At 68.1% G+C, this 20,876-nt stretch carries 14 protein-coding genes and 1 riboswitch; of the genes, 7 read left to right on the top strand and 7 right to left on the bottom strand.

What is annotated here, in order from left to right; genetic code table 11:
- Nucleotides 1-190: 190 nt before the first annotated feature.
- A complete protein-coding gene (locus FEK34_RS13920) occupies nt 191-2,371 on the bottom strand; it encodes a malate synthase G (RefSeq protein ID WP_138448295.1) in 2,181 nt (726 codons plus the stop codon).
- A 272-nt stretch (nt 2,372-2,643) separates the two neighbouring features.
- Here FEK34_RS13920 and FEK34_RS13915 point away from each other — a divergent pair, with 272 nt between their 5' ends.
- The 6 genes from FEK34_RS13915 to FEK34_RS13890 all read left to right on the top strand — a co-directional run bounded on the left by FEK34_RS13915 (nt 2,644) and on the right by FEK34_RS13890 (nt 8,930).
- Nucleotides 2,644-3,936, top strand: a complete 1,293-nt coding sequence (locus FEK34_RS13915) for an acyl-CoA dehydrogenase family protein (RefSeq protein ID WP_138448294.1) — start codon at nt 2,644-2,646, stop codon at nt 3,934-3,936.
- Between the two features lie 169 nt (nt 3,937-4,105).
- Nucleotides 4,106-5,239, top strand: a complete 1,134-nt coding sequence (locus tag FEK34_RS13910) for an acyl-CoA dehydrogenase family protein (protein ID WP_138448293.1) — start codon at nt 4,106-4,108, stop codon at nt 5,237-5,239.
- A gap of 263 nt (nt 5,240-5,502) precedes the next feature.
- The gene (locus FEK34_RS13905; RefSeq protein WP_138448292.1) at nt 5,503-6,036 is read left to right on the top strand and encodes a DM13 domain-containing protein; all 534 of its coding nucleotides are present in this window, start codon (nt 5,503-5,505) and stop codon (nt 6,034-6,036) included.
- A gap of 318 nt (nt 6,037-6,354) precedes the next feature.
- Nucleotides 6,355-6,903 (top strand): HNH endonuclease, encoded by a 549-nt coding sequence (locus tag FEK34_RS13900; protein ID WP_138448291.1) that lies wholly within the window; start codon nt 6,355-6,357, stop codon nt 6,901-6,903.
- A gap of 28 nt (nt 6,904-6,931) precedes the next feature.
- Entirely contained in the window at nt 6,932-7,180 is a 249-nt protein-coding gene (locus FEK34_RS13895) for a WhiB family transcriptional regulator (RefSeq protein ID WP_138448290.1), read from the top strand.
- Between the two features lie 139 nt (nt 7,181-7,319).
- On the top strand, nt 7,320-8,930 hold the full coding sequence (locus tag FEK34_RS13890) for a VWA domain-containing protein (protein WP_138448289.1): 1,611 nt from the start codon (nt 7,320-7,322) through the stop codon (nt 8,928-8,930).
- 273 nt (nt 8,931-9,203) lie between these two features.
- Here FEK34_RS13890 and FEK34_RS13885 read toward each other — a convergent pair whose 3' ends face one another.
- A complete protein-coding gene (locus FEK34_RS13885) occupies nt 9,204-10,061 on the bottom strand; it encodes a Vgb family protein (RefSeq protein WP_212748755.1) in 858 nt (285 codons plus the stop codon).
- Nucleotides 10,062-10,158: 97 nt separating this feature from the next.
- Here FEK34_RS13885 and FEK34_RS13880 point away from each other — a divergent pair, with 97 nt between their 5' ends.
- Nucleotides 10,159-10,776 carry a TetR/AcrR family transcriptional regulator gene (locus FEK34_RS13880; RefSeq protein WP_249359140.1) on the top strand — a complete coding sequence of 206 codons (618 nt, stop codon included), beginning with the start codon at nt 10,159-10,161 and terminating at the stop codon, nt 10,774-10,776.
- A gap of 55 nt (nt 10,777-10,831) precedes the next feature.
- Here FEK34_RS13880 and FEK34_RS13875 read toward each other — a convergent pair whose 3' ends face one another.
- The 5 genes from FEK34_RS13875 to ftsR form a co-directional block, all read right to left on the bottom strand.
- On the bottom strand, nt 10,832-14,872 hold the full coding sequence (locus FEK34_RS13875; protein ID WP_138448288.1) for a hypothetical protein: 4,041 nt from the start codon (nt 14,870-14,872) through the stop codon (nt 10,832-10,834).
- A gap of 389 nt (nt 14,873-15,261) precedes the next feature.
- On the bottom strand, nt 15,262-18,012 hold the full coding sequence (gene gcvP / locus FEK34_RS13870) for an aminomethyl-transferring glycine dehydrogenase (protein ID WP_249359240.1): 2,751 nt from the start codon (nt 18,010-18,012) through the stop codon (nt 15,262-15,264).
- A gap of 212 nt (nt 18,013-18,224) precedes the next feature.
- A riboswitch (glycine riboswitch) is annotated at nt 18,225-18,321 on the bottom strand.
- 311 nt (nt 18,322-18,632) lie between these two features.
- Nucleotides 18,633-19,190, bottom strand: coding sequence for a MerR family transcriptional regulator (locus FEK34_RS13865; RefSeq protein WP_138448286.1), 558 nt, complete (start codon nt 19,188-19,190; stop codon nt 18,633-18,635).
- A gap of 228 nt (nt 19,191-19,418) precedes the next feature.
- Nucleotides 19,419-19,892, bottom strand: a complete 474-nt coding sequence (locus FEK34_RS13860; RefSeq protein ID WP_138448285.1) for a bifunctional nuclease family protein — start codon at nt 19,890-19,892, stop codon at nt 19,419-19,421.
- A 158-nt stretch (nt 19,893-20,050) separates the two neighbouring features.
- The gene (gene ftsR / locus FEK34_RS13855; RefSeq protein ID WP_138448284.1) at nt 20,051-20,863 is read right to left on the bottom strand and encodes a transcriptional regulator FtsR; all 813 of its coding nucleotides are present in this window, start codon (nt 20,861-20,863) and stop codon (nt 20,051-20,053) included.
- Nucleotides 20,864-20,876: the final 13 nt, after the last annotated feature.

Genomic DNA, 20,876 nt, shown 5'->3' with positions numbered 1-20,876 from the left:
CAACCTGATCAGGCCTTCCCTTCGACCCCGGTTACACATCCCCTGTGTGACCGTTTTGTGGCCGTTTTGAGCGTGACGGGCCGGTATTCGAGCTGACCCCCAGTAACGACAAAGGCCCCGCACCGGGATGTCTCCGGTACGGGGCCTCCGCCGAAACAGCTGCTGGGAGCTACTTTTCACTCACCGCAGATCACTTGGCGGCCAGCGCCTTCGCCTCGCGACGGCGGCGGTGCAGGATGGGCTCGGTGTAGCCGTTGGGCTGCTTGGTGCCCTCCAGGATGAGTTCCTTGGCGGCCTGGAAGGCCACGCTGCCGGCGAAGTCGGGCGCCATCGGACGGTAGTTCGGGTCGCCGGCGTTCTGCCGGTCGACGACCGGGGCCATCCGCTCCAGGCTGGCGATGACGTCGTCGGCGGAGACGATGCCGTGGCGCAGCCAGTTGGCCATCAGCTGGCTGGAGATGCGCAGGGTGGCGCGGTCCTCCATGAGCGCGACGTCCTTGATGTCGGGCACCTTGGAGCAGCCGACGCCCTGGTCGATCCAGCGCACCACGTAACCGAGGATGGACTGGGAGTTGTTGTCCAGCTCCTGCTGCTTCTCCTCGGCCGACCAGTTGATGTCGGCGGCCAGCGGGATCTCCAGGATCTGGTCGACGGTGGCGCGGGGGCCGCCCTTGGCCAGCTCGGCCTGCCGCTTGAACACATCCACCAGGTGGTAGTGGGTGGCGTGCAGGGTGGCCGCGGTGGGCGAGGGCACCCAGGCGGTGTTGGCGCCGGCCTTGGGGTGGCCGATCTTCTGCACCAGCATGTCGGCCATCAGGTCGGGCATGGCCCACATGCCCTTACCGATCTGCGCCTTGCCCGGCAGGCCGGTGGCCAGGCCGGTGTCGACGTTCCAGTCCTCGTAGGAGGCGATCCACTGCTGGGCCTTCATATCGGCCTTGCGGACCATCGGCCCGGCCTCCATGGAGGTGTGGATCTCGTCGCCGGTGCGGTCGAGGAAGCCGGTGTTGATGAAGACCACGCGCTCCTTGGCGGCGGCGATACAGGCCTTGAGGTTCACCGTGGTGCGGCGCTCCTCGTCCATGATGCCGACCTTGAGGGTGTTGCGCGGCACGCCGATGACGTCTTCGATGCGGCCGAACAGCTCGTTGGTGAAGGCGACCTCGTCCGGGCCGTGCATCTTCGGCTTCACGATGTAGACCGAGCCGGTGCGGCTGTTCTTCAGCTCGGTGTCGCCGTTGAGGGAGTGCTTGGCGATCAGCGAGGTGATCAGGCCGTCCATGATGCCCTCGGGCACCTCGTTGCCTTCGGCGTCGAGGATGGCGTCGGAGGTCATCAGGTGGCCGACGTTGCGCACGAACAGCAGCGAGCGACCGTGCAGCACCAGCTCGGAGCCGTCGAGCGCGGTGTAGACCCGGTCGGGGTTCATGGTGCGGGTGAAGGTCTTGCCGCCCTTGCTGACCTCTTCGGCCAGCGTGCCCTTCATCAGGCCGAGCCAGTTGTGGTAGCAGAGCACCTTGTCCTCGGCGTCGACCGCGGCGACCGAGTCCTCGAAGTCCATGATCGTGGTGACCGCGGATTCGAGCACCACGTCCTTGATGCCCGCGCTGTCGGTGCTGCCGATCGGCGATTCGGGATCGATCTGGATCTCGATGTGCAGGCCGTTGTGCTTGAGCAGGATCGAGGACGGCGATTCCGGATCGCCGATGTAGCCAACCAGCTGCGAGGCGTCGGCCAGGCCGATCTCGGTGCCGTCTTCCAGGCCGACCTCGAGCTCACCGTCGACGATCTTGTAGGAGGTCGAGCCGATGTGCGAGCCGGTGATCAGGGTGACCGAATCGTCGAGGAAGTTGCGGGCCCACTCGATGACCTTGTCGCCGCGGACCTTGTTGTAGCCCTTGCCCTTTTCCGCGCCGTTGTCCTCGGAGATGGCGTCGGTGCCGTAGAGAGCGTCGTAGAGCGAGCCCCAGCGGGCGTTGGCGGCGTTGATCGCGAAACGCGCGTTCATCACCGGCACCACCAGCTGCGGACCGGCGGTGGTGGCGATCTCGTCGTCGACGTTCTGGGTGGCGATCTGGAAATCGGCCAGCTCGGGACGCAGGTAGCCGATCTCGGTCAGGAAGTTCTTGTAGGCGGCCTTGTCGTAGTTCGCGCCGGGGTTCTCACCGTGCCAGGCGTCGAGCTTGCCCTGGATCTCGTCGCGCTCGGCCAGCAGGGCACGGTTACGCGGGGCGAGATCGTTGATCACCTGTTCCGCACCGGCCCAGAACGCGGCGGAATCCACGCCGGTACCCGGAAGCGCCTCGTTCTCTACGAACTCGTGGAGAACGCGTGCCACCTGTAGCCCGCCGACCTGAATCCGCTCTGTCATCTAAGCCTCACTTGTCGAGAAACGAGTAGGAAAAGTCGCAGCCATGTTACCCGTCGGTAGTGCTACGACTGTGCGTCGGGGTCAACACCGGCACCGGCCGGTATGTTCCGCCGCCACCCGACCCTACCGGGCGTTTTGCCGCGCACCGACGGGTAGCCGGAGGTCCCGGCGCCCCTTGCTGGGCTCCGCGGCGGTGGATAGTGTGCTCTACGCACCACCCGCGATCCCCGAGGTTGCGCGGGCGCAGCGCCGACGCCGACGAAAGGCCGACCATGGCTTGGGATTTCGAGACCGATCCGGAGTACCAGGCGAAACTGGACTGGGCCGCTGACTTCGTCCGCACCGAGGTCGAGCCGCTGGACCTGATCTACCCGAACCCGTACGACCGCACCGACACCGAGGCGATGGCGTTGATGCGCCCGCTGAAGGAGAAGGTGAAGGAACAGGGACTGTGGGCCTGCCATCTGGGCCCCGAGCTGGGCGGGCCCGGGTTCGGGCAGATGAAGCTCGCGCTGCTCAACGAGGTGCTCGGCACATCGGTCTGGGCGCCGTCGGTGTTCGGGTGCCAAGCGCCCGATTCCGGCAACGCGGAGATCCTCGCCCACTACGGGACCGAAGAGCAGAAGAAGCAGTACCTCCAACCGCTGCTGGCGGGCGAGATCGGTTCTTGTTATGTGATGACCGAACCCACCGGCGGTTCGGACCCGACGCTGTTCACGACCCGCGCCGTGCGCGACGGCGACCACTGGGTCATCAACGGCGAGAAGTGGTTCAACTCCAACGCCCAGTTCGCCGCGTTCCACATCGTCATGGTGGTGACCAACCCGGATGTCAGCCCGTACCAGGGCATGTCGATGTTCATCGTGCCCGCGGACACACCGGGACTCGAGATCGTCAAGAACTTCCACGTACACGGTTTCAGTGAGCACGAGGGCCACCTGCGGTTCACCGATGTCCGGGTGCCCGCCGACCATCTGCTCGGCGCGGAGGGTCAGGGCTTCATCGTGGCGCAGACCCGGCTCGGCGGCGGACGGGTACATCACGCGATGCGCACGGTCGCGTTGGTGCGCAAAGCCTTCGACATGATGTGCGAACGCGTGGTATCGCGCCCGATGCGCAAGGGCCGCCCGCTGGGCAGCTTGCAGATGACCCAGGAACGGATCGCCGACAGCTGGATCGAGATGGAACAGTTCCGGCTGCTGGTGCTGCGCACCGCCTGGCGCATCGACAAGGAACAGGATTATCTGAAGGTGCGCAAGGACATTGCCGCGATCAAGGTCGCGATGCCGAAGGTGATGCACGATATCGCCCAGCGCGCGCTGCACCTGCACGGCGCGATCGGCGTCAGCCAGGATCTGCCGTTCGTCGACATGATGAACTACGCCGAGGTGATGGGCCTGGCCGACGGTCCGACCGAGGTGCACAAGATCACCCTCGCCAAAGAGGTGTTGAAGAATTACGCGCCCGGCGATCCGGTGTACCCGTCGGGGTATCGGCCCGCGCTGCGTGAGCAGGCCCGTGAGCACATTGCCCGGCGGCTGGAACACATCGTCGGCAACCTCTGAGGGATACCCCCGTCAAGCCGGCCGTTCGTCGGGTCGCCGAGACCAGCACCCCGATCCGGCCGAAACAGCGTCCCGATGACGACGGTGGTCCGAGGGCGGCCGGCGCTGTCCCAGGTAGGGCGGCGCATACAGATCGAACCGGACGCGGACCACGCTCGTAGCTTCGTCCATGACTCTCACCACAGACCTCCTCGACACCACCGACTGGATCGCCCGGGCCCGCGAGATCGGCGAAACGCTGCGACCCGGCGTTACCGAACGCGACCGCAGCGGCCGACTGTCCGCCGAAGCCTTCGATCGACTGCGCGCCGCCGGGCTCACCGCGGCGCTGGTCCCGGTCGAGTTCGGCGGCGGCGGCGCCACCCACCGCGAGATGGGTGCGATCCTGCGCGAGCTCGGCAGCCACGACCCGTCGACCGCCGTCGCACTGGCGATGCATTCGCACCTGGTGGCCGCGCAGGTGTGGCGCCACAAGCACGGGATGGACGCGAGCGCGGTCTTCGGCAAGGTGGTCTCGGGCGCGATCCTGGTGAGCACGGGCGCCTCGGACTGGGTGGGCTCCAACGGCAGCGCCCAGCGGGTCGACGGCGGCTACCTGGTCAGCGCGCGGAAGGCGCCCGCCAGTGGCTGCGAGGTCGGAACGATGGCGGTCACCAGCATCCGCTGGGACGACGCTCCCGACGGACCGCAGGTGCTGCACTGCGCGATCCCGATGAACGCGCCCGGGGTGCGGATCGAGCAGACCTGGGACACGCTGGGGTTGCGCGCCAGTGGCTCGCACACCATCGTCTTCGATGACGTGTTCGTCCCCGACGCCGCGGTGGCGATGATCCGGCCCGCCGATGTCTGGCCGCCGATCCTCAACACCGTCATCGGTGCCGCGCTGCCGCTGGTGATGTCCGCCTACCTCGGCATCGCCGACGCAGCCGTGGCCCGCACCACCGCGCTGGTTTCCGGCAGGCCGGACCCGCACACCATCCAACTGGCCGGCGAGATGATGAATGCCCACACCACCGCCGAGGATCTGATCGAGGCGACGTTCATCGCGTCCGACGACCTGTCCTTCACCGCCACCGAGCAGTACGCGGCCCGGATCCTCAGCCGCAAGACCGTGGCCGCCGACGCGCTGATCGATACCGTGCGCCTGGCCATCGAAACCGTCGGCGGGCTGGGCTACTCGCGCGGCTGCGAGCTGGAGATGTACTACCGCGATATCCACGGTTGCCTGTTCCATCCGTTGCCGCGAGCCAAGCAGACCCGTTTCACGGGGCGGGTGCTGCTCGGGCACGGCCCGATGGGGTGAGGGCGAGCACCTGCGCTCGGCATCTCGGCACGCCGGGCCGTTCCGGAGGCGCGACCGTCGCGCCGCACGGCCTCGGCAAACCCCGCCGAACACAGCTGCGATCCGTCCGAGCCGGCACGGACCCCCAGCGCATTCAACGGCTTCGTAGAGCACCGCGGCGATGAACCGCTGTTGATGCCAGGAGTCCTGGAGTGGAGTTGAATGGTGACAGAGCTCGTCCTGGAACTCGGCCCGATAGCGGACATACCCCGGACATCGAGGAGATGGTCGTGAAACGACTCGCCCGTTCGCCCCTGACCTGGGTTCTGGCGGTGATCATTGTCGTCGGGCTCGGCATCGGGCTCGCGTATTTCCAGCCGTGGCGACTGTTCACCAGCACCACCGTCGATGAAGCCGCGCCGACCGTCAGCGCGCCGGTGTCGCCCGGTGCGCCCCCCGCCGAGCCGCAGGTCCTCGCGCGCGGGGCACTCATCTCCCATGAGCACGACACCTCCGGCACCGTGGTCGTGCTGCGGCTCCCCGACGGCAGCCGGGTCCTGCGGCTGGAGAACCTGGACACCTCCGACGGTCCGGACCTGCACGTCTGGCTGTCGGACGCGCCGGTGCTGTCCGGACGTGACGGGTGGGGCGTCTTCGACGACGGCGCCTACCGCGATCTGGGCAAGCTGCGCGGCAACAAGGGCAATCAGAACTACCCGATCCCGGCCGAGGTCGATCTGATCCAGCTGACCAGCGTGTCCATCTGGTGCGACCGGTTCAACGTCTCCTTCGGCGCGGCAGTGCTCCAGCAAGCGTGAGGCCATCGGCAGCGCGCGGCCACCGAAAAATGGCCCGACAACACCACATCCGGTGTGCCACCATGATCTCGACGATGATCTACCGCATCCGGCGGTGATCGTGAGAACTCAGGAGAGGAGGAGGTGGCTTTGTACTCGACACAGAAACCAGTGCGACTGTGGGCTCCGGTCGTATTCATCCAGCCGCGGCCGATGACCGGCATCGCGAGCGCGGAACTCGAGTCCGGCCGCCTCCAGGACGGCCGCTGACCTCCAGCCCCGCTCCCCCATTCCTCTGATCGACTGTCCTTCTCGCTCTGCCGAAACATGGTGATTCCCATGCCGATACGCCATGCCACCACCGTGGTGGCCCCGTCTGCCGACAACTGGATACACACCCCGGTGCTGGTGCTCAACGCCAGCTACGAGGCGATCGATGAGATCGCCGCCGACCGCGCGGTGGTGCTGTTGCTCAGCGGTGCCGCCGAGTCGATCGCCGACCGGGAGCCGCGTTTCCCGATTCGCTCCAAGCATCTGGAAGTCGTTCTCCCGGAGACGATTCGGTTGCTGCGCTACGTCTACCTCGAGCACGTGACCCAGGTGCGTGACGAGAGCCGGGCCACCCTGGCCGGTGTGCTGCGCCGCGACAAGCACCGCTGCGGGTACTGCGCGGGGTGGGCGCGCACCGTCGACCACATCCGTCCGCGCAGCCGGGGCGGGCCCAACACCTGGGCCAACCTCATCGCCTGCTGCGCGCCATGCAACACCAGCAAAGCCGACCGCACCCCCGAGGAGGCGGGGATGCGGCTGCTGTGGGAGCCGAAGGCCCCCGATCCGCTGGCCAAGCGCCAGCGCCACATCTGGAAGCAGCTCGCCGCCACCACCTGACCGGATCCGCAGAAAGGAGAGGATCGCCATGACCGTCACCACCTTGACCGACCTGCTCCCGCTGTCGGACAGCCGGGAGTGGCATCGCGCCGCCTGCCGCGGCGACCCCAACCATGAGGCGTGGTTCCCGTACCCGTCGCAGGATTTCGCCTACGCCCGCGAAGTCTGCGGGGGCTGCCCGATCCGCGCGGCCTGCGGCGATTTCGCCGAGCGCACCGGGCAGTCCGGTGTGTGGGGTGGACTCGAATTCGATCGCGGACGGGTGATCCGCGAATGATCCGGTGGCCCGCCGCCGTCCTCCGGCGGTGGGCCACAGCCCGGGTGTGGCGGCACACACACGCATACACTCGTGCCTCGTGGGTACACATCGCAGCCATTCCAGGTCCCGGGGCATCAGCAAAGGTCCGGTTATCGCCGTGGTGGCTGTGCTCTTACTCGTCGGCGCGGTGTTCGGCTGGTTCCAATTACGAGACCGTTCCAGCAGTGACAGCAGCGCGGCGGCCGCGGAATGCGTGGAGGGCGACACCGTCCTGCACGTCACCGTCGATCCGTCGATCGAGGCGCCGGTGCGCACGATCGCCGATCGCTACAACGCCACCCAGCCGATCGTCGGCGATCACTGCGTGACGGTGGCGGTGCAGGGTCAGCCCGCCTCGGCGGTGGTCGCGGCGTTCGCCGGGAACACCCCGTGGGATCCCGCGCTCGGCCCGCAGCCCGCGCTGTGGATCCCGGAGTCGATGCGCCAGATCGAATCGGTCCGGGTGCCAGGGCTGATCCAGGGGACGCCCGCGTCGGTGGCGGTCAGCCCGATCGCCCTGGCCGTTCCCGGTGAACTCGGCGCGGCGATGCAGCGCGCGGGCACCACATGGGCGGATCTGCCTCGCCTGCAACGTAGTTCGCTCGATGAGTTGCAATTGCCGTGGGGCGGGCTGGCGATGGCGATGCCTGCCGGTGACGCCACGCTGGCCGCCGCGACCGCCGTCGCGTCCGGGGTGTCGGGCACCGAACCGCTCACGGAGGAGGCCGCGCGATCCGGTCAGGTGGTCGCGGCCGTGTCCGCCCTGGCCACCAGCGCACCGGAGGCCGCCGACACCCGCAGCGCGCTCGGAACGCTCACCTCCGCTCCGCCGGCAGCCGCCACCCTGCACGCGGTGGCCGCTACCGAGCAGCAAATCAACGCGCACGGCGGGCTCACCGCATTCGTTCCCGCAGGCGCCGCGCCCGTCGCCGACTATCCGGCCGCCATGATGACCGGCCACTGGGTCGACACCACCCAGAACATGGTCGCGGGCGTCTTCGCCGACTACCTGCGCGCACCACAGCAGGCGGCCGTATTCGCCGCGGCCGGCTTCGGCGCCGCCCCCGCCGTCACCGCGCCGGTGCCGCCGCGCGCCGCGCTCGACAAGATCGGCGCCACCCTGGCCGATCCGGTGCTCGGGGTCTCGGCGACCGTGCTGATCGACGTGTCCGCCTCTATGGCCGGCACCGATGGCTCCACCACCCGGCTCACCAATACCCTTGGGGCACTGCGGTCGACCATGAACGTCATGCCGCCCGATTTCGGCCTCGGGGTCTGGACTTTCGGCAAGAACCTGGACGGAAATGCGCCCTACCGGGTGCAGGCGGCGACCGCACCACTGGCCGCCGAACACCGCACCGACGTCACCGAATCGCTCGACGCCATCCGGCCCTCCGACCTTCGGGCCGATCAGTGCTATCCCGCGCTGCTGGCCGCCTACCGTGCCGCGGTCTCCGAATACACCACGGGCCGCACGAATTCGGTGCTGCTCATCACCGATGGCCCCGAGGACGATTCCGCGCTCACCGGCGCGCAACTGCTCGCCGATCTGACCGCCGCGGGCGACCCGGCGACGCCGGTGCGGGTGGATGTGATCGTCATCGGCGGGGAGGGCACCGATACGTTGCGTTCGGTCACCGAACGCACCGGCGGCACGTACACCCGTGTGCCGACCTCCAACGACATCAGTTTCGGTACGGCAATGGTTCAGGCGCTGACCACGACGTAGCGATCCGCCATGGCGCATGCCTCGGGTCCGATACCGAGACGGTGCCGAACGGCATCGGAAGCCGCCGCGCCCGGCGAGCATCCAGGTGGTGCTGCCGGGCCGGCTCGCGGCGACCGAGGCGGCGTGGCGATGCTGCCCGCATTCGAGCTCAGCGGTGTTCTCGCGATGCTCCCGGCCGCCGATGCGCCGCGTGCTGTGGCACCGTTTCGGCCGGCACTGCCGCACACCGCCGGCGCTTCGCCGGCGGCCGCGAGATCACCCCGGGGCCGCCTGTCACTTCGGCAGGTCGACCGGGATCCGTGCCAGACCACCGGATTCCATTGCCACCGTGATGATTCCATCCGGACCGGCGGCCAAACCGTGCGGTTCGGCGCCGGGCAGATCAACACTGGTGATCTGTGCGTCCGTCGTGATCCGGCCGAGTCGACCGGCGCCCCATTCAGTGAACCACAGCGCCTGATCCGGGCCGGTGATGATGGCATGCGGGCGGGCGGCGCGATCGGGCAACGCGAATTCCTCGATGGCGCCGTCGGTACTGATGCGGCCGACCTGACCGGCGCCGATTTCCACGAACCACAGCGCACCGTCGGGGCCGGCGGTGATACCGACCGGGTTGGCCGCCTCGGTGGGAAGCGGGTAAACGGTGATCTCGCCGGCGGTGGTGCTGCGGCCGATCGCATTGGCCTGATTGAGGGTGAACCACAGTGCCCCATCGGGTCCCGCGACGATCATCGACGGCATGCCCGCCACCGGGAATCGTGCGATCGCGCCATCGGCGCCGAGCCGGGCGATATGGCCGGACTGGAGTTCGGTGAACCACATTGCCCCGTCGGGGCCGACGCACAGACCGTATGGCGCGTCGGCGTGGATGCTCGTCCGTTCACCGTCGGCGGTGATCCGGCCGATCCGGTTACCGCGGAATTCGGTGAACCATATCGCCGCGTCCGGGCCCTCGATGATGACGGTCGGCTGCCCGTCGGCGGGTTCGAGGGGGAAGGTGTCGACCACGTCGCCGCGGTAGCGGCCGACGGCACCGGTGGTCGCCATAGAGAACCAGATCGCGCCGTCGGCCGCGATCGTCACCCCGTACGGGGCGCCGGGTACGTCGATCATCTGGATGGTATCGGTCAAAGCTCGTGAGTTCCCTTCTCGACTTCCCTCGTCACGCCGTGCGGTCGTAGCTGCCATTCCACTACAATCGCAACGTGTGTAGCTTTAAGCTACGTTAATGGGCGATCTAACGCAACAGGAGTTGTCTTTGGAGGTCAAGAAGCGGCCGGGCGGGCGGAGCGCACGGGTCCGCGACGCCGTGCGTGAAGCCACCATCGCCGAACTCGCCGAGCACGGCTATCCGGGCTTGACCATCGAGAACGTCGCCAAACGCTCGGGCGTGCACAAAACCACCGTCTACCGGCGCTGGACCAACCCGGAAGGCTTGATCGCCGACGCGCTCGACCTCGCCGCCACCGAACCGTGGCCGATCCCGGATACCGGCAGCCTCGACGGCGACCTGCACGCCATCGTCGAACTGGTGCGTACCGGCTTCGCCGACCCGCAGGCCGGCCCGATCTCCACCGCGTTCATCACCGCCGCCATGCAAAACCCCGCGGCGGCTACAGCATTGAACGCCTTCTTCACCGCGCGCCACGCACAGTCCGCGCAGGTGATCCACCGCGCCATCGGGCGCGGGGAACTGCCTGCGACAGTCGACGCACACGCCGTGATCCGCTTCGCCGTCGCCCCGATCTACTACCGGCTGTTCATCTCACACGAGCCGGTCACCGAGGCCGATACCGAATCCGCCACCCGCGCCGCCCTCGCCGCCGCCCGCGCGGGAGCCCTCTGAGACCGGCCCACTGGCCGCCGGGCTCCCCCTGTCGATGCACAGTTCCGTGCCGTGGTCACAATTCGATCGTCCCGCCCCCGGCTGATGGCGACATCGGCGTGCGCCACAGTGTGCCGATGAACTCGAGCATGCGATTGCGCACGTCGTTGCCGTAGGAAGGATTGTTGCCCGCGATCGCGACCGCCACGAAATAGGCCGAGCCGCGTGCTGTTCCACGAAGTACGGCCGGGGTGCTCGACATCGGCAGATAGTGCTTACCCGGGATGTTGTTGTGCCCGCGGATCGCGACCGCCTGGATGGTCACGGACTTGAACAGCTCGTCCCAATCCGCATTGGTGGACGCGGTGGCGACATCGGAATCCGCGGCAAGGGTGATGCCCTGGGCGGCCATGGTGGTCGCCAGATTCTGCCAGCGCTGTTTGACGGTCGTGATGTGGGAATCGTCGCCGGTGTACGCCCGGACGAACTGCACGATCGGCAGATAGGCCACGCGGCCGGTGGACTGGATCGCTCCACGCCCGCGGAACTTGTAGAAATCCGCCTCCTGGAGGAAAGCCGTCGAGGCATCCAGCCCTGTCGGCACCCCGGCCGGCCAGGTCGTGCCCTTCCATTCGGTGCGATCGCGCACCGGCTGCGACGTCGGTTCGAGAGTTCCGAACGCCGCGAGGTAGATCGGATCGTGGAAGCAGGTGAAGGCCGTGTGGTTGCCACCGAGTGTGTTGTAGGACCCCTTGGTGAATGGATTCTCTCCGGGCCGGTGGATCACGAAGGAATCGAACGCGTAGGAGAGTCCGGGGTGGCCGTAACCGCCGACCGACTCCGCACCGCGGAACTCCAGCCGCCCGCCGGTCTCGTGCAGGAACTTCGCCATCAGAGTGGCGAATTCGGGCAGGCTGATGCCGGGCAGTCCGGCACCGCGGTCGGTCCCGAGAACGGGCGGGAAGGCGTTCCAGGTCGCGGCGAAGCGCGCCAGCGTATCGGTGTCCATCGACATCGACAGCGGTCCCCAACTGCCGCGCCCGGCCAGCGTCGAACTGAACCAGCCCGCGAACGTCTTGCCGGTGACGTCGAGGAAATAGTTGTCGACATCGGTGGCGTCGAAGAACTCCACCGCGGCGGCCTGCGCCAGCTGCTCATCGGTGGCGGGCGTGACGGCGACGGTCGTGCCACCGGGCCGACGCGTACCCACCTGCACGAATTCCGGATCGTAGGCACCCTGCATGGCCTTGGTATAGGTGGCCTTCGCGTCGTCGGGCGAAATCAGGTTCTTGGCCTGAGCATTGCCGAGCACATGCTGGAGATCGTGCAGATCCTGCGTCGTGGTGGAGGGCCGATCACTCGGAGTGGTGCGCGCCGAACCCAGACCCGTGGCCGGGATCGCCGGTCCCGGCTCGGCGCCGGAGCCGCTGCCGTACTTGGCCTGGATCTCACGAGCCCGGTTGGCCGCCTCGGCAATCGAGATGGTGTTGTCCGACAGCTTCTTCAGCAGATCGGCCACTTCGGCGCGGCCGGACATATCGCGGAAGATCCCCGGGGTACCGAGCACCTGCAAGGCCGCGGCGAGGCCGACCGGATCCGGCGCCGGGCTGGGTGAGACGACGTTGACCAGCGACTGCGGGAAGGCGGTCGGAGTCGGATCGGTCGGGGTGGGATTCGGCGTGGTCGGGACCGTTGGCGCGATCTCCGGTGCCTGGATCGGGATGGGATGTTCCTCCCACTTCCAGAAGCGCGTGTTGTCGATTTCCTCGGCCACATTGCAATGGCCCAGCTTGCCCTCGGCGAACACCCCGCGGGTGGGCATCGTGATCAGCCGCTCGCTCTGCGACTCCGGCGGCGGATCGCTCACCGTCGTACCGACTCCGGTGAGCGGATAGGCCACGTGGTTGCCGAACACCTCGAGCGGGGTGGGTGTCGCCATATCGGCCAGCACCTTGCCGTCGGCCCATGGCAGGGTTTCGAAGGCGACGCTGATATCGGCGGTGCGGGTGGCCAGCATGATCGCCCGGTTGTAGTAGGCGGTGTTACTGCTGACATGGTCGATGAGCCGCTGCGTCGCCTGATACTCCTCGGGCGTGAGCGATTTGGCCGGCGACCACGTCGGCGGCAGATCCGCCGGCCGGGGCCCGGGCTTGCGGAGGAACGTCACCGTATTGGACGCGCCGTTGAGCGGAAAGTAGTAGTCGACATCGGTGTCGTCCAACAGGGCGACCCAGCCACCGGAATGGAACCCGCGAACCGCCAGCCGATCCATCCGCCATTCGTCGTCGTCGTGCAGCACGAACTCGAAGCCGACCAGATCGCGCCAGGGAATCGGCCCGAGAGGCGCCTTCGGCTTCGCGATGAACCAGCCCATCGCGGTGTCGTTGAAGCGCTCACCGACATCGGCGTTCTCGGTCTCCGCGCCCTTGACCCACTGCACGAGCAGTGGCCGCGAGACCGTGGAGTTCCCGTCGACCAGGATGAGGTTGATCATCACCAGCTCATCGGTCTTGTCACGGAGGCCTTCGGCGGTCTTGATGCCGAACTCGAACAGCGCGAAACGCAGGTCGCCCTCCCAGAACTGCGGGATCGGCTTGTCCAGCGCGCCGGCGGGTACACCGTGCAACGCCTGGTTCTTCGCCACCTGGTCCTGTTTCGCCAGCGCCGCGAATCCGGGGGCAAGCGACGGATCCAGCAGGATCGGCTCCAATACCGCCCGCCTGCGCAGTAATTCGTTACCGTCGAAAGCGGTGAGGGGAACCGGATACTGCACCAGCACCGCGGGCCGGCGGCGGACGAACTGCACCGTCACCCGATAGTGCCGCAGCACCTCGTAGTACAGGATGGTCAGGGTATGAGCGTGGTTGTAGTTGGTGAAGGTTCGCGTCTGAATGGCTTCCTTCTCCTCCTGCCTGGCCTGGATGACGACGGTGGAATTCAGCTCGCGCGCAGCCGAACTGGCCTGACTGAAGCTGTCGCTGAGCAATTGCACGTTCTGTGCGGTGAGGTCGCGGCTGCCGTCGCTGGTGGCGGTCGAACCGCCCATACTCCAGGCGTTGCCCACCGCGGCGCCGAGCCCGACCAGCCCGACGTTGCCGCTGCCGCTGCCGCCCGCCGAGGACGCGACCCCGCCCATGAAGGTGGAGCCGTGCTGGAGTTCGCGCAATCCGGCCTGGACGGTCTCGGTGATGGTGCGGTCGCGGTGGGTCCGGTGCAGGATCTCCTCGGTCAGCTTCGTGCTCTCGTCACGCCTCACCAGGCTGTCCCAGGACCAGTCGAGCACCGCGAGCTTCACCGATTCCCCCGGGGCGAGAGGCAGGCTGTAGAGCACCTCGCCGAGCGAATGCCCGAGCGCGCTCCAGGTGACCTTGTACTCATCGATGAAAGCCGGCCGATACGGTGCCGGGATCGTGATGCCAGGCGGATCGTCGCTGAGCCGAACCACCTGCCGGGTGACGAACTCGTGCAGCGACAGCGTTGCGGGATAAAGGTTTTCGCAGCCGTCCTCGCCGACCAGCTGGGTCGGATTGGTGGCGAACGACGACGGCGAGAGATGCCAGTCGGTGAGACTGGGGTTCTGCATCGACGCCATGCCTGCCTCGTAATGCGGCGGGTGCACGTCCGGGCGGCGCACCACCAGCCGGCCGACCACCGCCCCCTCGGTGAACCGGGCCTGCGAGAGCACATCGATCCACCTCGTCGCGCCATAGGGAAGTGCGCGGATCGTGACGGTCTCCCCGCCGCCGTCGCCGTCCTCGCGTTGCGCTGCCGCCCGGCGCGCGAGCTCCCCGAACCGGCGCACCGCGACCTCGGCGTCGAGCCGCGCGCACATCGGCGCGGGCACCCGGGTCAGGTCGTAGGAGATATAGCCGACGTGGTCGGTCCACAGCACACCGAGCGGTGCCGACCAGCGCACCGCGTCGGAGCAGTCGGCCGCGGTGTCGTCGCCGCCGTCGGGCCCGGTGTCGTCGCTGCCGTCGGGTTGCTCCGCGGACCGACAGCCCGGATCGTGACGAACGACAACCTCGGCGAAGACAGGGTGGCGGACGATCGGTCCGCCGGTGTCCTCGTCGATCAGGTACAGGCCGAGGTGGGTGAATGAGGCGAAAGCGTCCATGATCCGATCCGTTCGCGCAGGGGTGAGACCTCGGACGGTAGCCGTCGGCTATGGCCGGTGGCGCGGGTAGCGTGCTACCCGAAATTCCCCGGTAGACCGCACGTCGGACGGTCGGCGCTACTCGAAACCGGACGCCGTGAACGAGCATTTACGCGCCGGACGGATCGTCGGCGAGACCGCGGGCCGGCCCGGGCGAACTCGAGCGGTGACACGAGCCGGCCTACGAACTCCAGCCCACTGAGCGCGGCGGGCAGCACCGCCGTCGCCGAACACCTGGGTGCGCTGGACCCGCGGCGGCGGCAGCAGCGCGCGAATGGCGACCACGGGTTGCCACTGAAATGCCAACACCGCCACGGTTTGTGGGATCAGGCGGCGTTGGCGCGAGCGTGTTAGTCGGTGTAGGCGTCCAGCGGCGGGCAGGAGCACACCAGGTTGCGGTCGCCGAAGGCGCCGTCGATGCGGCGGACCGGCGGCCAGACCTTGGCGCGGGCGTGGCCGAGGCCGCGCGGGTAGACGGCGATTTCGCGGCTGTAGGGGTGATCCCACTCCCCGACCAGGCTCGCGGCCGTATGCGGGGCGCCGCGCAGCGGGTTGTCGGTGACCGGCCAGACACCGGCACCGACCTGGTCGATCTCGCGGCGGATGGAGATCATCGCCTCGATGAAATCGTCCAGTTCCGCGAGGTCTTCGCTCTCGGTCGGCTCGACCATCAGCGTGCCCGCCACCGGGAAGCTCATGGTGGGTGCGTGGAAACCGTAGTCGGCCAACCGCTTTGCCACATCATCGACGGTGACGCCGGTCTGCTTGGTGATCTCGCGCAGATCCAGAATGCACTCGTGGGCGACCATGCCGTTCTCGCCGGTGTAGAGCACCGGGAAGTAGTCGTTCAACCGGCGGGCGATGTAGTTGGCCGACGCGATCGCCGACAACGTCGCCCGGCGCAGGCCGTCGGCGCCCATCATCCGGATGTACGCCCAGGTGATGGGCAGAATCGAGGCCGAACCGTACTTGGCCGCCGACACCGCGTGCGAACCCGGCTCCAGCGGATCGCCCGGCAGGTACTGCGCCAGATGCGAGCGCACCGCCACCGGCCCGACGCCGGGACCGCCGCCGCCGTGCGGGATGCAGAAGGTCTTGTGCAGGTTCAAATGGCTGACGTCGCCGCCGAATCGTCCCGGCCGCGCCAGCCCCACCAGCGCGTTGAGGTTCGCACCGTCGATGTAGACCTGCCCGCCCGCCTCGTGCACCAGCTCGCACAGTTCGGCGACCTCGTGCTCGTACACCCCGTGGGTGGACGGGTAGGTGATCATGATGCAGGCCAGCCGGTCGGCGTGGTCGGCGATCTTGGCGCGCAGATCGTCCAGGTCGACGTCACCGTTGTCGCGGCAGGCCACCACCTCGACCCGCAGGCCCGCCATGGCGGCCGAGGCCGCGTTCGTGCCGTGCGCGCTGGACGGGATCAGGCAGGTGTCGCGGTGGGTGTCGCCGCGATCGAGGTGGTAGCGGCGAATCGCGAGCAGGCCGGCGTATTCGCCCTGGCTACCGGCATTGGGTTGCAGGCTCACCGAGTCGTAGCCGGTGATCGACGACAGCCATCCCTCCAGGTCGGCGATCAGGCGCAGCAATCCGGGCGCGTCCTCGACCGGCGCGTACGGGTGCACCCGCGCGAACCCGGGCCAGGTGATCGCCTCCATCTCGGCGGTGGCATTCAGCTTCATGGTGCAGGAGCCGAGCGGGATCATGCTGCGGTCCAACGCGATGTCCTTGTCGGAGAGCCTGCGCAGGTAGCGCAGCATCGCGGTCTCGGTGCGGTAGCTGGTGAACGCGGGATGGGTCAGGAACGGCGAGGTGCGGGTCTCGATCGACACCGGCTCAGCACCCGGATTCTCCGAAGGCAGTGCGGTACCGAAGGATTCGAGCACCGCCGCCACATGGGCCTCGGTGGTCGCTTCATCGCAGGCGATGCCGACGTGATCGGCGTCCACCAGCCGCAGGTTGATGCCGCGCGACTTCGCCTTGCCCACCACGGCTTCCGCGCCGCCGGGCACATGCGCGAGCACGGTGTCGAAGAACCGCTCGTGCACGACGGCGCCGTCCAGGCCGGCCGCGATCGCCGCCGCGTGCCCGTGCACCCGTCGCGCGATCGAGCGCAGGCCGTCCGCGCCGTGATAGCTGGCGTACATGGCGGCGACGATGGCCAGCAACACCTGCGCGGTACAGATGTTCGAGGTGGCCTTCTCGCGCCGGATGTGCTGCTCACGGGTTTGCAGGGCCAGCCGGTAGGCGGGCGCGCCATCGGCGTCCACCGACACACCGACCAGCCGGCCGGGCAACTGCCGGGCATGCTTGGCGTGCACCGACAGGTAGCCGGCGTGCGGGCCGCCGAAGCCCATCGGCACGCCGAACCGCTGGGTGGTGCCGAAGCAGGCATCGGCGCCCTGCTCACCCGGCGGCGTGATCAAGGTCAGGGCCAGCAGATCCGCGCCGACGGCGACCAGCGCGCCCCGCTCGTGCGCGGCCTCGATGATCGGCGCCATGTCCACGATCCGGCCGGAGGCACCGGGCACCTGGGTCAGCACCCCGAAGAACTCGCCGTCGGGCAGCTGACCGGAGGCCAGGTCGGCTTCCACGATCTCGATGCCGAGCGGTTCGGCGCGGGTGTAGAGGATGGTGCGGGTCTGCGGGAACAGGTCGGTATCGATGAGCAGCCGCGCCGACGCCGAGCGGTTGGCGCGGCGCAGCAGTGTCATCGCCTCGGCGGCGGCGGTGGCCTCGTCCAGCATGGACGCGTTGGCGACCTCCATGCCGGTCAGATCCGAGACCATAGTCTGGAAGTTGAGCAGCGCCTCGAGCCTGCCCTGGCTGATCTCCGGCTGATACGGGGTGTAGGCGGTGTACCAGGCCGGGTTCTCCAGCAGGTTGCGCACCAGCACCGGCGGGGTCAGCGTGTCGTAGTAGCCGAGCCCGATCATCGAAGTCGCGACGGTATTGGAGTGAGCGAGCGCGCCCAGCTCGGCCAGCACCTCGTGTTCGCTCGCGGCCGGCGGCAGCCCGGCGAGCGCGGAACCATCGAGGATCCCGGCGGGAATCGCGGCGGCGGCCAGGTCGTCGAGCGAGTCGACGCCGACGACGGGCAGCATCCGGTCGAGTTCGGCGCTGTCGGGTCCGATGTGGCGGTCGGCGAAGGTGCGGCTCACGGCATACTCCCAGGTCGGGCGGGTCGACCGGGCGGTCGACGGGTTCCAGCCCTCCCCCTCTGTCGTGGCGCCTGAGAGATTCGGTGGTCACGGCCGGAGCCGGACCCCTTTCCCCATGGGCGGGCAGCCCGCAGCCACCGCTTTCCAGAGGCGCCGAAGCCCGTACGGTCCCTGTTGCCTGAGAGATTGACGGGGAGGTGCTGCTCCTTCGGCGCCCGGACTCGAGGCCCGGAACTCTCCCGCACGGCGGCGACGCTCTGCCATTTTAGGCCGCGACTGCGGCGCGGCGGGATTTCGGCCCCCGCATGGCTCGCGTGGGCGCGGCCGCGACTCGCGCCAACGACGCACGCCCCGGCATCCACGCACGCGTGAGCCGGTCCGAAACCATGTGGCCTACCTGCGGGTTCCCGGTTCGCGCGGCGGAAGCGGCGATATCAGGACCGGCGACACTGTGATCTTGATCTGTGCTCGAGAACACGGTGGTCCCGGCGCATCCCCGGCGTCGGGACCATCGTTCGGCACGGTCGGCGCCGCGAGCGCAGACAGGCCTGACCGGACGGGGACTACCCCGTCTTACGGTTCATCCGCGCTTTTCGGCGGTAGGCCAGCTCGTCTTCGGGTCGGTCGCTCGCCGCGGTGGCGCGCTCTGCCGGGAAGTTGGCGATCGCGCCGGTCAGCTCACGCATGGCACCGCTGACCGCGATACCGAACACGCCCTGCCCGCCCTGCAGTAAATCGACGACCTCCTCGGGCGAGGTGCACTCGTAGACCGAGGTGCCGTCGGAGAACAGGGTGATGCCGGCCAGGTCCTGGACGCCGCGGCTGCGCAGGTGGTCGACCGCGATGCGGATGTTCTGCAGCGAGATGCCCGCGTCCAATAGTCGCTTGACGATCTTGAGGACCAGGATGTCCTTGAACGAGTACAGCCGCTGGCTCCCCGAGCCCGCCGCCCCGCGGATCGACGGCACGACCAGACCGGTGCGCGCCCAGTAATCGAGCTGCCGGTAGGTGATCCCGGCCACCTGGCATGCGCTCGGCACGCGGTAGCCCACCAGGTCGTCGGGCACCGAGTCGTCCGGGAACAGTCCTGGCTGTACCTCGCCCTGGTAATGCTCTGCCACTGACCACTCCCTTGTTTCGCCGACGCGTTCTCAGCCTCATCGATGACCCGGCTCCGTCACAGCCACGAATCGAGCACCGGTACCCCGGCGCGACCCTGCCGAAACGGACGTGGCCCAACTATCGAGATTACTCTTCTCGATTGTCTCGGGAGCGGTCTCGTCCGACCAAACGCGACGCGCGGTAAGAGTCTCGACCTGTACTTAAGGTCTAAAAAATAGTTTCCGCGCTCAGCTGTCGGTGGCCTTGAAATCGTCGGGCGAGACCGACTCGAGGAACTCCTTGAACTTCTCCACCTCGTCCTCGCGCTCGTCCGGCATGACCAGACCAGCCTCGTCGAGCACCGCTTCTTCGGCATAGATCGGGCAGCCGACGCGCAGGGCGATCGCCACCGAATCCGACGGGCGCGCGGAGATGCGCAGGTCGTTGTCGAAGACCAGATCGGCGTAGAAGGTGCCCTCCTGCAGATCGACGATCCTGACCTCTTTCAAGGTGTGCCCGAGATCGGTGATCAAGATCTTGATCAGGTCGTGGGTGAGCGGGCGGATGGGGGTGACGCCCTCCTGCTCGAGCACGATGGCGGTCGCCTCGGCCTGCCCGATCCAGATGGGCAGATACCGGTCACCGGACGCTTCCCGGAGCAACAGCACGGGCTGGTTCTGTGGCTGCTCGACACGGATGCCGATCACGCGCATTTCGCTCATCGCACTGCCTCCCAATACTCGCCGACAGCCCGCCGTGTCCCTACCCGAGCTCGCCGTAACACGAGTCTAAGCGAATTCCCGACGGTGCCGCGATGGCTGAGTTCACGGCGTTGCGCCGTCGTCGAGCACCGCCGCGGGACCACTCGAACGCGGAGCGATCAGTTGCCGAGGGAGGCCCGCACCGAGGCCTTCACCAGGCTGGTGTGCAGGGTCAGCGACAGCGCCGCCAGCTCGCGCACGGTCTCCTCCGCGCGGGCGCGCGCACCCGCGTCGCGGCTCTTGGCGATGGGCGCGGCGATCTGGGCGACCAGGGCCGCCTCACGGTCGGCGGCGAGCTTGAACGCCCGCAGATGCCGTGCCTCCAAACCGAACTCCGACATCGCGCGTGCGGTTTTGGCCAGCGTCACCGCGTCGGCGTCGAAGAATCCGGCGGCGCCGGGGGTGATCAGGTTGGCCCGGATCAGGTCGTTGAGGAATTTCTCATCGATACCGGCCTGCTCGAGCAGATCGGCGCGGGTGAGCCGGACCTCGTGGTCGAAGCGCAGCTCATCCGGGGAGATCTCGCCGGGCACCACGCCGAGCCGCCGCGGGGCCGCGGCACGCTCCCCCGCGGCGGCACGCTCGCCGTCGCCGGAGCCACGGTCGGGGTCGGTGCGCACGGAGTGCGCCCGGGCGCGGGCTTCCCGCACACCGAGCGTCGCCGCACCACTGTCGATCGCTTCGAGCTGTTCCTTGATCACCTTCAGCGGCAGGTACTGATCCCGCTGCGCGGTGAGCACGAAACGCAACCGCTCGCAGTCGGCCACCGAGAATCTGCGGTAGCCCGACGGCGTGCGTTCGGGCCGGATCAGCCCCTCCGCCTCCAGGAAACGAATCTTGGAGATGGTGATGTCGGGGAAATCCGGCCGCAGCAGGTCGAGCACGGAGCCGATCGACATGCCTCCGCGAGCCCACTGCGCCGCGCCCGTCATGACATCGAGTCTT

Source organism: Nocardia cyriacigeorgica, from assembly GCF_005863245.1.
In the GTDB taxonomy this organism is placed as follows: Bacteria; Actinomycetota; Actinomycetes; order Mycobacteriales; family Mycobacteriaceae; genus Nocardia; species Nocardia cyriacigeorgica_C.
This window is presented reverse-complemented; position numbering and strand designations above follow the sequence as displayed.